Genomic DNA, 12,826 nt, shown 5'->3' on the forward strand with positions numbered 1-12,826 from the left:
GCGAGGTTTTTTTATATCTGTGCGTCATGCGATGGACGGCATGCGATTAACGGAAACGTCGTTTGTTCCAGCTACGGACGACAGAATAGCGCCAGAATCCGCGAATACCAAAATAGCCGATGAAGGAAAAGAGGGTGGCACACACGAAACAACCCAGCAGAAATGGCGGGCCAATCTGACTCATCTGCTCCTGGAGAAATGCCCAGGACAATTCAAAGTGAAACGGTTGGTAAGGGACATTCATCAGCCACGCCCCAAGTTTATACGCGGCATAAAACATCACGGGCATGGTGATGGGGTTGGTGATCCACACGAGAGAGACGGAAAGGGGCAGGTTGACACCAAATAGTATCGCCAGACCGGCTGCCATGATCATTTGGCTCGGCAAAGGCACATAAGCCATGAACAGACCAACCGCGAAAGCGCCTGAGGCAGAGCGGCGGTTCAGACACCACAGGTTAGGGTTATGCAGCACAGTACCAAACACTTTCAAAGCTTTATGGCTTTTAATCATTTCCGGGCTGGGCATGAAGCGTTTTATGAGTTGTCTTGGCATCGTATGTCGTTTTTTCTTTTGGCTGCGTTCATCGGGCTATCATGATGTACCAGATGACTGCCGGTTTATCTCTCGGGATTTTGTCACTTCACTTCTGGTCATCTCTGCCAGATTACATCTGCATTATTACAGCCATGATTCTCGGTGGAGCGATATACCTGTGTTTTCGAACCGTCATTGTTTTGACGTTCTTAATGGGTGGGCTCTGGGCTTGGTTGATTGCTGCTGATTATAGTCAGACCGTGAACCGTCTTCCTCTGGAGCGTGGGAATATTACCATAACCGGCGAAGTACGTAGCCTAATAAATCATAATATTCTTGATAAGAAGTTTATTTTCTTAACGGAAACCGTATCTGAACGCGATCTGCAGCGCAAAGAAACGATACAGTTGCAGCTTGAATGGCCCAATGCTCCTGTATTCAGACAAGGGCAGCGCTGGAAGTTCAATATTCGTGTTCGCCGTCCGAACGCACGCGTGAATGTGGCGGGATTCAATGCTGAACGGTACGCCGTAGGCACTGGCATTCACGGTGTCGGTACGGTGCTGTCTGGTTAGCGGTTGTCCGAGAGGTCAGAGGGCAGTCTTCGACAGACCTGGTTTGAACAGGCGATTCAGCAGACAGAGACCTTGCCTTATCAGGCTTATTTACTGGCACTGAGTTTCGGGGAGCGGGAAGGTCTGGATCAACAGGACTGGACGATTCTCCGTGACAGTGGATTGGCACATCTGATGGCAATATCCGGGCTGCATATTGGATTGGTGGTTGCCTGGGGCTGGTGGGCTGGCAGCCGATTGCGTGGGGCTTTGCCTGAACATCCGGCAGGATACTGGCTGCCTTTATGGTTGGCTCTGATCCTCGCTTTGGGTTATGCCTGGCTGGCAGGCTTCAGTATCCCAACGCAAAGAGCGCTGCTGATGTCTGCTGTCTGCTTATTTCTCATTCGAATGGAAGTGGTGTGGCGTGGTCTGCAGGTGTGGCTGCTGGTGCTCACGGTTTGTCTTGTAGTCGATCCTCTCGCAACCTATTCTGCCGGACTGTGGCTGTCCTTTGGTGCCGTGCTGGTACTCTATCTGGCCAATGTCGGGGGTGTCCGGCGCAGGAAAAGGACATCTGATTCAAACGTCGTAATCTGGCGCGACACCTGCCGGGTATACCTGTTGCTGCAATGGGTCTTACTTGGCTTGATGCTGCCATTACAATGGGTATGGTTCGGCGGAATATCGCCGGTTGCGCCACTCGTTAACCTGCTTGCCGTGCCCTGGGTCAGCCTGATCACTGTCCCATTGGTCTTGTTGGCGGTGGTGACGATGACAATTCCGGCAATGTCGGGGGTGTTCTGGCAGATGGCGGACTGGTCGCTGCACCCGGTCATCTCTCTCGCAAAACTGTCCCTCGGGAGCTGGTGGCCGCTTTCTGATGCGTGGTTTTGGGGTTTGGTGGTTCTGGTCATTGCTGTTGTATTGCGAAGGTTTTTACCCTGGCGTCAGTTTGCTGGCTTTCATTTGAGTGTGGTGATTGTGCTCTGGGGAAGCTTTGTGGGATACAAGGCTCATCGTGTGCCCCCGCGGGACTGGCAAATTGACATGCTGGATGTCGGGCATGGCCTTGCTGTTATCATTCAGCGACAAGAACGGGCTGTCCTTTATGACACAGGAATCCATTGGCCCGGTGGCAGTATGGTGCGTTCCGTCGTGGAGCCGGTTTTGCATCGGTGGGGAATTCGCGGGCTGGATGGTTTGATTCTCAGCCATGCAGATGCTGATCATGCAGGGGGCGCGGCAGATGTTCTGGCAAGACTGGATCCCGACTGGCAACGAAGCAGCGACAGGCGCGAAGGTTTTGCTCCCTGTGTCCGGGGGCATGCCTGGTATTGGCTGGATCTGAAATTTCAGGTGCTGTGGCCGCCTAAACGGGTCGGGAGAGCTGCGAATCCGCATTCCTGTGTGATACAGATCAGCGATGCCCGCCTGAACCCTGAATCACCAACCACCCTGTTATTAACCGGTGACATTGATGCCATTTCTGAACTCTTGCTGGCCAGACTGGAACCGGACCTGAAAGCCGACATTTTACTGGTGCCACACCATGGCAGTCATACCTCGTCTACACAGACCTGGCTGCAGTCACTTCAGGCCCGTTATGCGCTGGTTTCGACAGGTAAATACAGCCCCTGGCCGTTGCCTGCGACGCGGATACGGGAGCGGTATCTCAAGAATGGGATATTATGGCTGGATACGGCAGAAAGTGGTCAAATCAGTTTCCGGATTCACCAGGGACAGATTGCTGTGACACGGTATCGGCAAGACTTCAGACCGAACTGGTACCAGACGTTGTTCTGACTGACTGTGATCTTGCTGGAATGATCTTCAATTCGCTGTAAAAACAGGCGTGAGGCGCTGGCTGGCCGTGGCAACTGACTTGGTGCATTTCAAGTTAACGAGTAGAATAGCCGCCACTCACAGATAACAATCGGTTTTACATGACACAAGTTAACGACCAATCCACTTGGGATACGTTCAAACGACTCTGGCCTTCCATCAGTTTATACAAAGCGGGGCTGATGGCCGCCGTCATCGCGCTGGTTGTCAATGCTGCCAGTGACGCACTGATGCTGTCGATGATCAAACCGCTGATGGACGAAAGTTTTGGCGGTCTGAACAGTGTGGAATCTAACTTCCTGGCAATGATGCCATTTTATCTTCTGGGATTAATGCTGGTTCGGGGATTAAGCGGCTTTGTATCGACTTATTGTCTGTCCTGGGTGTCGGGTAACGTGGTGATGAATATGCGTCGCCAGGTGTTTAACCATTTCATGAAGATGCCGGTCAGCTTTTTTGATAAAGAATCGTCCGGTGCACTGCTTTCTCGCATTACTTATGACAGTGAGCAAGTCGCTTCTGCAACCAGCGGTGCTTTGGTCAGTCTGGTTCGTGAAGGGGCAACCATTATTGCCTTAATGACCATGATGTTCTGGAACAGCTGGCAACTGTCTGCCATTTTGCTGGTGATTGCGCCTGTGGTTGCGATCAGTATTCGGATCGTCTCCAAGCGTTTTCGTCGCATTTCCAAAAATATGCAGGACACGATGGGTTCGGTGACTTCATCTGCCGAACAGATGCTGAAAGGGCACAAAGTCGTTCTGAGTTATGGGGGGCAGCATGTTGAACAAACGCGTTTTGAGAAAGTCAGCAACAGCATGCGTCAGCAGACCATGAAGCTGGTCTCTGCACAGGCAATCGCAAACCCGGTCATCCAAATCATTGCTTCGATGGCACTGGTTGCTGTGCTGCTTCTGGCCAATACTGAAAGTCTGCGCAACGAATTGACCCCGGGAACCTTTGCACTGGTCTTTGGTGCCATGTTTGGCATGATGCGCCCGCTCAAAGCACTGACCAATGTGACGTCTCAGTTCCAGCGTGGGATGGCCGCCTGTCAGACGCTGTTTGGTCTGATGGAAATGGAAACTGAAAAAGATCACGGCACATACGTTGCTGATCGTGTGAAAGGGGATGTGGCGTTTAAAGACGTGACCTTTACCTACCCAACGAAAGACACGCCGGCACTTCGCAAAGTCAGTTTTGATTTGCCAGCAGGGAAAACACTGGCCCTGGTTGGCCGCTCCGGTTCAGGGAAAAGTACCATTGCAAACCTGCTGACGCGTTTCTATGACATTGATTCGGGACTGATTACCATTGATGGTCGCGATATTCACGAGTATCAGCTCGCGAATCTGCGTGATCAGGTCGCGATTGTCTCCCAGAATGTCCACCTGTTTAATGACACGATTGCCAACAATATTGCGTATGCCAGTGGTGATCGATACAGCCGGGCAGACATTGAAAAAGCGGCTGAGCTGGCTTATGCCATGGACTTCATTCAGGGCATGGAACATGGTCTGGATACGGTCATCGGTGAAAACGGTGTGAGTTTGTCCGGTGGTCAGCGTCAGCGAATTGCAATTGCTCGCGCACTGTTGCGTGATGCGCCAATTCTGATTCTGGATGAGGCAACCTCGGCGCTGGATACCGAATCAGAGCGTGCGATTCAGGCGGCACTGGATGAGCTTCAGAAAGACAAAACGGTGCTGGTGATTGCGCACCGACTATCGACAATCGAAAATGCAGACGAGATTCTGGTTGTCGATGAGGGCGAAATCATTGAACGCGGTGTCCATGCGACGCTACTGGAAAAAGATGGTGCTTACGCCCAGCTGCACCGTATCCAGTTTGGCGATTGAGTGAGTCGTATGGCAAACCTGATCGAAAAAATCTGGTTTGAGCGCCACCCGGCCGGGTGGGCGCTTGCCCCGGTATTCTGGCCTTTGAGCAAGGTCTTTGGCTGGCTGAGTCAGTCACGTCGCCGTGCTTATCAGAATGGAAAAAAGCAAGCCTATCGGGCCAGTGTGCCTGTGGTGGTGGTGGGGAACATTACTGCCGGAGGCAATGGCAAGACACCGGTTGTGATTTGGCTGGTCGAGCAGCTTCAGGCGCAGGGGGTGAAGGTCGGGGTGGTTTCCCGTGGCTACGGTGGCAAGTCTGCGCATTATCCACTTCGGCTGACCGGGCAAACGACGACGGCGGAAGCCGGTGATGAGCCTGTGCTCATCGCGCGTCGTACAGGGGCTCCGGTCGTGGTTGCGCCAAAAAGAGCGGAAGCTGTGAAAATGCTGGAAAACGAGGTCGATGTCATTGTCACAGATGACGGTCTCCAGCATTATGCGCTTGACCGGGACATTGAAATTGTCGTGATTGACGGCAAGCGCCGCTTTGGTAATGCAATGCTTATCCCCATGGGACCGCTTCGAGAATCTTGTGCCAGATTGCAGGAAGTTGATTTCCTGATCTGTAATGGGGAAGATGCGCAAGCGGGTGAAATCAGTATGCAGCTGGAGCCCGGGTTGATGGTTAATCTGGTGACAGGGGAGCACCGACCTGCAGCGTGCTTGCAGGACGTTGTCGCAATGGCGGGTATCGGCCATCCGCCTCGATTTTTCGCGACACTGAACGCATTAGGGCTGACCCCTGTTCATTGCCAGTCTTTTCCGGATCATCAGCCATATACGGCTGAAACATTGACTGAACTTGCGTCGTTGGGCCAGCATCTGGTGATGACGGAAAAAGATGCCGTCAAATGTCAGGAATTCGCTCAGCCAAACTGGTGGTATCTGCCTGTCGGAGCCAGATTATCTGAGCCGGAGTCGACAGAATTGTTGAATAAAATTAAAAAAGTGAAGGAAGAATATGGATCATCGTCTGCTTGAAATCATTGCTTGCCCGGTATGTAAAGGCAAACTGCACTTTGATAAAGACAATCATGAGCTGATCTGCAAATTTGATCGTCTGGCTTATCCGATCAAAGACGGCATTCCGGTTCTTCTGGAGCCTGAAGCGCGGACCCTGAGTGCGGAAGAGGTGATGTAATGGCATTCACTGTCATTATTCCGGCTCGTTATCAGTCGTCACGACTGCCGGGCAAACCCTTGGCTGACATTGCTGGAAAACCGATGATCCAATGGGTCTACGAGCAGGCCAGAAAAGCCGGGGCAACACAGGTCATTGTTGCCACGGATGATCAACGCATTGCTGATGCGGTGAAAGGCTTTGGTGGTGAGGTTTGTATGACACGGGCTGATCATGATTCAGGGACTGAGCGTCTGGCCGAAGTGGTCGAAAAATATCAGCTCGCGGCCAATGAAATTGTGGTCAATGTACAGGGTGATGAGCCTTTGATCCCGCCAAGCATTATTCGTCAGGTAGCGGACAATCTTGCACACAGTATCGCGCCGATGGCGACACTGGCTGTGGAAATTGATCATGCCGATGAGGTGTTTAACCCGAATGCAGTGAAAGTTGTCACGGATAAAAATGGTTACGCGCTTTATTTCAGTCGTGCTTCTATTCCGTGGGACAGAGATAATTTTGCCAAGCGTCCGCAGGAAATTCATCAGAACCTGCTACGGCATATCGGGATCTATGCTTACCGGGCAGGTTTCATTAAGACCTACATTCACTGGGAGCCGAGCGCGCTTGAAAAAATCGAGTCGCTGGAGCAGCTTCGTGTGCTGTGGCATGGTGAGAAAATCCATGTTGATGTCGCGATTGATCCACCGCCAGCCGGTGTAGACACGCCGGAAGATCTGGAAAAAGTACGTCAGATGATTCGGTAAACGATAAACATCAGCCCGTCGAAAGACTGGCTGATGTTGTTTTAGAAGCACATTTCCGGAAGGACTGAAGTTCTGTTTTTCTTGAAAGCACCTGTATTTGCGTTTACAGATACAGCGTCCATTTTTCGGCCTGTATGTCAGTGACACACTGGCGAAGTTCGTCTTCCAGCGGCCGGTCCTCCGAAACAAATTCAAAAGATTCCTGAAGAGAACGTACCATGAGCAGCAGGGCATGGCTGAGCTGGCCTTCCTCAATTTCGTTCTGTTTCAGACGAATTTCAATCGCTTGTTTTGACGCGATTAACGACGCCGCCGTGACTTGTTCTGTGAGCTGAAGGACCCGCAAACAGTCCCGCGCAGCGATGGTCCCCATACTGACTTTATCCTGGTTATGGCACTCCGTGGAGCGGGAGAACACACTGGCAGGCATTGTGTGTTTCAGGGCTTCTGCTGTCCAGGCTGAAATGCCGATTTGAACGGCTTTGAAACCATGATTGATTGGTGCCTGATGATCGGTTGAACCGGACAGGTTTCTGGGCAGGCCATTGTTATATTTCGTGTCCATCAGTTGTGCCATCTGGCGATCGAGCAGATCAGCAATATTGGCGATGGCTGTTTTGAGGGTATCCATAGCCATCGCAATATGGCCGCCGTAGAAATGGCCGCCATGGAGGACACGTTCGTTGTCACCATCGATGATCGGGTTATCGTTGGCACTGTTCAGCTCATTTTCTATCATCTGACGCAGCCAGGGCAGGCTGTCTTGCAGGGCGCCAATGACATGCGGCGCACAGCGCAGAGAGTACCGATCCTGAAGTCTGTCGCTGTTTCTTGGCGGCACGGATGCCTGAAGATCGTCTCGGATCCAGCGGGCAACAAGCTGCTGACCCGGATGCGGCTTCACGGCAAACAGTGCTTCATCAAAGTGGAAACTGTTCCCCTGCATGGCAACAGACACCATGGCTGTAATCCGGCTTGCCAGCTGAGCCAGATACTCAGCGCGTTTGAATGCCAGGCAAGCCAGTGCGGTCATCACAGACGTTCCGTTCATTAATGCCAGACCTTCTTTCGGACGCAGCTGAATCGGCGAGATCCCCAGTTCCTGAAAGACTTCCGCTGTGCGTCGGCGTTCACCTTTGTAGAACACTTCCCGTTCGCCGATGAGGGCGGAGGCAACATAAGACAGTGGGGTTAAGTCACCGCTGGCGCCCACGGAGCCTTCTTGCGGAATCCGTGGCGCAATGTCCTGATTGATGAGGGTCGTCAGTTGTTCCAGCAGGGCCATACTGACACCGGAAACACCTTGCGTGAGCGAGCACAATCGTGTTGCAAGCACTGCGCGGCTTTGCTGGTGTGTCAGGTCGTCACCAAGACCACAGCCGTGAAAACGGGTTAAGTGCAGCGGCAGATCGTTGACAAGTTCCTGGGGAATGGCGACGGTGCAGGAATCCCCATAGCCTGTCGTCACACCATAAATCACCCCTTCTTCCTGAAGCAGCCTGTCGAGGAACAGGCTGCCTCGCTGAATTTTCTCTTGAAACTGTGGTTCAGGGTTCAGTGCGGCAGAAGCTCCGTTTGCAATATCAACAACATCTTCAATGGATAAGCGCTCGTTGCCAAATACAATGGCGTGATTTGAATAGGTGTTCATGATTTCTCTTCCAACGGTTCAACGTAATTCTCTGGCGAATTCATCTTTCAACACCATACCGATGGAAAACCTGATGAAGGGATCGGTTGGTTTTGATGTTGAATGTGAACTCCGCTTTATGTGTTTCTGCTTGTTCTGATGCGGTCAGGCTCCGATACTCTGATAAAAATGTGAATTTTCCATACAGAAGGCATTTTTTGTAAAAATTTTTTCTTATCTGTGTTCAGAATGTAGCGATTTCAGAGATTGAGCTGTCCTCTCGTTGTTGTGCTCATGATGAGCCAAGCGTGAAAAAATAAAGTTTCACATTTGTTCAACTGCCCGATGACAGCGAACGGAAAGAACCTGTGAACTTGAAATAACTTGTTCATTTCAAACCATGAATATGTTTAAAACTCTGAATGTGTTACCACGCTTACGTATTGGCACAATGCTTAAATGGCTGAATTCATTCTGCTCAAGCAGGGTATGGGAAAATAAAAATATTTTTAAGTGGGAAATAAGTATTTATGACTCACTCATCAATTTAATTTGATTTAAATCATGTTTTATTGTGATTTGTATGAATTTTAAATATTTTTAATGTGATTTAACACGTAGTTTTCTATTTGCTTGATTCACTACTTGAGAGTTTAAACTTTCAAGCATATCATTTTGATACCGAATTGATGAAATCTATATAAATATTAATTACATTAAATGTTGATACTTATTGAATTGTTCATATTTCTTTGTCAGTTTTGTTTTATTGATCTGAGTCGAATTTATTTATTTATTTTGAGTGTTTTCTATAAAATCGAGTTTTTGATCAACATTATTAGTAATTGATAGTTTAATGATTGTTTAATTTGTGTGCCTGTGATCAAGTTATAATGGATGGTTTTATTTTTTATCGATAAAAATGATTGCGAATAAAGTTTTGAAAAGCGATATTGCAGAAAATTATTCTCCAGCATGCTTCTTGTTATCATTTCCTGTGAGGTTGTTGTTTGCTATGTCTACGGTACGGTCGCTGTATTTATTGTTCAGTCAGCATGGGATTCAGTTCAATGAAACTGACATACCGAAATCCGCTCTGACCTCAGCATCAACAGAATCGCTTTGCAAAGCCATCCGAAAAATGGGTTACCGTGTGATTTCAGAGCATTGTAACTTACTGGACATGCCGCAAATGACCTGTCCGGCAATGCTTGAGATGAAAGGGGAGCAGTGGCTTGTGGTGGTTCAGGTACTGGCTGAGCAGGTCATGGTTCTGAATGAACACGGTGTGCCGGAGCAGATGGACTTTGACACACTTTCACAGTGCTGGACCGGGAATGTCATTCGCATTCAGCCTGTGCAAGAATCCGGTTTTGGCTTTCGCTGGTTATTTTCTGCTTTTTTGCGTCACCGGGCTGTGATTACCCAGCTCTTTATCGCAACCCTCATTTTGCAGTGTTTTGCACTGGTTACGCCTTTCTTTTTTCAGGTCATCGTCGATAAAATTCTGGTGCATCAAAACATTGACACGCTCATTATTCTGACCGGTGGTATGGTCGTGATTGCCTGTTTTGATGTCATTTTAGCTTTACTCCGAAATTATATTTTCTATCACACGATCACGCGGATTGATGCCAGCCTGGGTTCGAAAGTATTTCGAAAGCTGATGTCACTGCCGTTTTCGTATTTTGCCCACAGTTCAGTCGGACAAACGCTTTCCCGGGTGAGAGAGCTGGAAAACATCAGTGAGTTTCTGAATGACTCAACGGTCACGATGATCATCGATCTGGCTTTTACATTAGTCCTGATCGCCGTGATGTACCTGTATAGTCCGGTTCTAACCTTGATTGTGCTGCTTTCGATTGCGCTTTATGTCTTGCTACTTTCTCTGAATGTACCAGCTTTTTTCAAAAATCTGGATCGCCAGTTTGGTCTGGGGGCGCGAAATAACTCGTTCATGGTGGAAAACATTTCCGGCATTGAAACCCTGAAAAGTTTGGGTGTGGAAAAAAATGTTTCCCAATACTGGGACAATTTTTTCGCTGAGTTTATTCAGACCGTTTTCCGGGGAAAAATGATCCAGGCCCGCGGCGTTCAGGGGGTGGAACTCATCAGTAAGCTGACGACGATCTTTGTCCTTTATTTTGGCGCCAACCTCGTTATCGGCGGCAGCTTAACGATTGGTCAGCTCATTGCTTTCAGCATGCTGACCAACAACATCATGATGCCGGTCATCCGGCTGGCTCATTTATGGCAGGGTTTACAAAAAGCCAGAGTTGCCGTGATGCGGCTGGCCGAAATCCTGAACAGCCCGGATGAGACCGATGCATCTGCCGTCGCATTCAGACCCGAAGCACTGGATGGGCGTATTGAGCTGAAAAATATTGGCTTTTCTTACCTGCCTGACGGTCCCCGGACGCTGGACAATATCTCGCTGACCATCGCGCCCGGAGAGGTTGTAGGCATTGTCGGCCGCTCAGGCTCCGGCAAAAGCACACTTGTCCGTCTGCTGCATAAGCTGTATCAGCCGGACAGCGGCCAGATCCTGTACGACGGACATGAGCTGAATCTGCTGGATACCGCCTGGCTGAGACAACAGATTGGTATCGTGCTTCAGGACAACGTGCTGTTTGCGACCACAGTCAAAAATAATATCGCGATGGCAGACCCGTCACTCTCCCTGCCTCAGGTGATTGAAGCCGCAAAAATGGTCGGGGCGCATGAGTTTATTATGCAGCTCCCGCAGGGCTACGACACGGTGCTGGATGAACGGGGCGGCAATCTGTCCGGCGGTCAGCGGCAACGGATTGCGATTGCCCGGGCACTGGCAACCAACCCCAGAATTCTGATTTTCGATGAAGCAACGAGTGCACTGGATTCGCAGTCAGAGCGCATCATTCAGGACCGTATGAAGGACATCTGTAAGGGGCGTACGGTCATCATGATTGCGCATCGCCTTTCAACGATCAGAGAAGCTGACCGTATTGTGACTTTCGAACAGGGACGGATTGCTGAACAGGGAACACATGAAGAACTGTGTCTTCTGAATGGTATCTACGCACAGTTACATCAGCAGCAAACCGGGAGTCGTTTATGTTTAACCGGTGGTTAAAACGTGTGGCAAAAGTCACGATGGAACCTGAGTTTTCACCGGCAATGGTCCGGCTTCAGCAGCGTCCGCCTGCGATTGCAGCACAGTGTCTGATTGGTGTGGTGTGCGCGCTTGCGCTGGCTGTCGGCTTGTGGGCAACGCTGGGTACCGTCAACATTCTGGTCACAGGATACGGAAAAGTTGAAACCGTCACCCACATGACCCGTATTCAGCCTGTGGCGGTTGGAAAAATCCGGCGTCTGCTGGTCGAAGAAGGGGAGCATGTAGACGCAGGTCAGTTGCTGCTGGAACTGGATACCACTGAATTTGATGTCGATAAGCAACACCTTGAGCGGAAACTGGCTTATCAGCAAATTATTATTGAACGGCTGGCGATGACGGATCGTGCGTTTCGGGACGGGCATTGGGTCTCGCAGCCCTTGTCACCGGTGCCGTCACTGGAGCCTGAGTTTATTGAGCATCAGCAACTGAAAATGGCTTCTGATATTCTCAGCTATTTTGCTGATTTGGCGCAGTACGACAGTCAGGTGACAGAGAAACAGGCTGAGCTGGCCGAACTCAACGCTTTAATCAGCAAGCTTGAACAATTACTGACCATTTCAACGGAGCAGGAGCAGGCCAAAAGAGTCCTGAGCGAGCAGAAATTGTTTTCCCGTCTGGATTGGCTTGAAGAGCGCCGGAACCTGATTGCTGATGAACAGGAACTTGTGGTCCTGCGGCAGCGGGTCGGCAGGATGAATGCGTCCATTCAGCAGATTCAGCAGGAAAAAAAGAGTTTTCAGGCACGAAAAGAAAGTCAGCTGGCTGCTGAACGGTTATCAGCATTGGAAGCGTTGAGTACAGCCCGTGAAGAACTGAAGCGTATGAACACTCGGATTGCGCACAGCCTGCTGCATGCCCCTGTTTCTGGCGTTGTGCATCAGTTGCAGGCTTACCGGGCAGGTGAGGTTCTGGTAGAAGCTCAGCCAGTCATGCAGATTATTCCGGATCAAACGCCGCTTGAAGTTGTGGTTTATGTGCCGAATAAAGATATCGGGTTTATTCAGGAAGGCGTGAAAGCCATCGTCAAAGTTGAAAGTTACCCTTATACGCAGTACGGCACCCTCAGTGGTGTGGTGAAAAATATTTCTCCAGACACCATTGAACTGAATCAGGCTGGATTTTTTTATGAAGTGAAAATCACGCTGGATCAACAGGCAATCCCTTATCAGGGACGTGAATTAACGTTGTCCCCCGGAATGGCTGTGATGGCAGAAATGAAAACCGGGAAAAGAAAAATGATTGATTATTTTTTATCGCCACTCATTGAAATGAAAGATTCGGCTTTCAGTGAACGTTAATAAACAGGTGAGTTGAATA

10 protein-coding genes are annotated in these 12,826 nt (G+C 49.9%); 8 read left to right on the forward strand and 2 right to left on the reverse strand.

The genetic code is table 11. The features are described 5' to 3' along the window. Nucleotides 1–46 precede the first annotated feature (46 nt). Nucleotides 47–556 carry a DUF2062 domain-containing protein gene (locus tag EA58_RS09135; RefSeq protein ID WP_036751648.1) on the reverse strand — a complete coding sequence of 170 codons (510 nt, stop codon included), beginning with the start codon at nt 554–556 and terminating at the stop codon, nt 47–49. Nucleotides 557–609: 53 nt separating this feature from the next. Here EA58_RS09135 and EA58_RS21975 point away from each other — a divergent pair, with 53 nt between their 5' ends. The 6 genes from EA58_RS21975 to kdsB all read left to right on the forward strand — a co-directional run bounded on the left by EA58_RS21975 (nt 610) and on the right by kdsB (nt 6,725). After that, nucleotides 610–1,113, forward strand: coding sequence for a DUF4131 domain-containing protein (locus EA58_RS21975; protein WP_051641979.1), 504 nt, complete (start codon nt 610–612; stop codon nt 1,111–1,113). Nucleotides 1,114–1,116: 3 nt separating this feature from the next. Next, nucleotides 1,117–2,898: a DNA internalization-related competence protein ComEC/Rec2 gene (locus EA58_RS09140; protein ID WP_235199586.1), complete on the forward strand. Its 1,782-nt coding sequence runs from the start codon at nt 1,117–1,119 to the stop codon at nt 2,896–2,898. Nucleotides 2,899–3,038: 140 nt separating this feature from the next. Beyond that, on the forward strand, nt 3,039–4,796 hold the full coding sequence (gene msbA / locus EA58_RS09145; RefSeq protein WP_036751649.1) for a lipid A ABC transporter ATP-binding protein/permease MsbA: 1,758 nt from the start codon (nt 3,039–3,041) through the stop codon (nt 4,794–4,796). Nucleotides 4,797–4,805: 9 nt separating this feature from the next. Beyond that, the gene (lpxK, locus tag EA58_RS09150; protein WP_036751651.1) at nt 4,806–5,819 is read left to right on the forward strand and encodes a tetraacyldisaccharide 4'-kinase; all 1,014 of its coding nucleotides are present in this window, start codon (nt 4,806–4,808) and stop codon (nt 5,817–5,819) included. Beyond that, nucleotides 5,800–5,979 (forward strand): Trm112 family protein, encoded by a 180-nt coding sequence (locus EA58_RS09155; protein ID WP_036751652.1) that lies wholly within the window; start codon nt 5,800–5,802, stop codon nt 5,977–5,979. Before lpxK ends, EA58_RS09155 begins: the two co-directional genes overlap by 20 nt. Continuing rightward, nucleotides 5,979–6,725, forward strand: a complete 747-nt coding sequence (gene kdsB, locus EA58_RS09160; RefSeq protein ID WP_036751653.1) for a 3-deoxy-manno-octulosonate cytidylyltransferase — start codon at nt 5,979–5,981, stop codon at nt 6,723–6,725. Before EA58_RS09155 ends, kdsB begins: the two co-directional genes overlap by 1 nt. A gap of 103 nt (nt 6,726–6,828) precedes the next feature. On the opposite strand, the gene EA58_RS09165 is transcribed toward kdsB, so the two are convergent. Further along, entirely contained in the window at nt 6,829–8,376 is a 1,548-nt protein-coding gene (locus tag EA58_RS09165) for an HAL/PAL/TAL family ammonia-lyase (RefSeq protein ID WP_036751654.1), read from the reverse strand. Between the two features lie 994 nt (nt 8,377–9,370). Here EA58_RS09165 and EA58_RS09170 point away from each other — a divergent pair. Both EA58_RS09170 and EA58_RS09175 read left to right on the forward strand, forming a co-directional pair. Further along, nucleotides 9,371–11,467 carry a peptidase domain-containing ABC transporter gene (locus EA58_RS09170; protein WP_161781025.1) on the forward strand — a complete coding sequence of 699 codons (2,097 nt, stop codon included), beginning with the start codon at nt 9,371–9,373 and terminating at the stop codon, nt 11,465–11,467. Beyond that, nucleotides 11,449–12,807: an HlyD family type I secretion periplasmic adaptor subunit gene (locus EA58_RS09175; protein WP_036751655.1), complete on the forward strand. Its 1,359-nt coding sequence runs from the start codon at nt 11,449–11,451 to the stop codon at nt 12,805–12,807. The genes EA58_RS09170 and EA58_RS09175 overlap by 19 nt, the downstream gene beginning before the upstream one ends. Nucleotides 12,808–12,826: the final 19 nt, after the last annotated feature.

This window comes from Photobacterium galatheae, assembly GCF_000695255.1.
GTDB classification, from domain to species: Bacteria; Pseudomonadota; Gammaproteobacteria; order Enterobacterales; family Vibrionaceae; genus Photobacterium; species Photobacterium galatheae.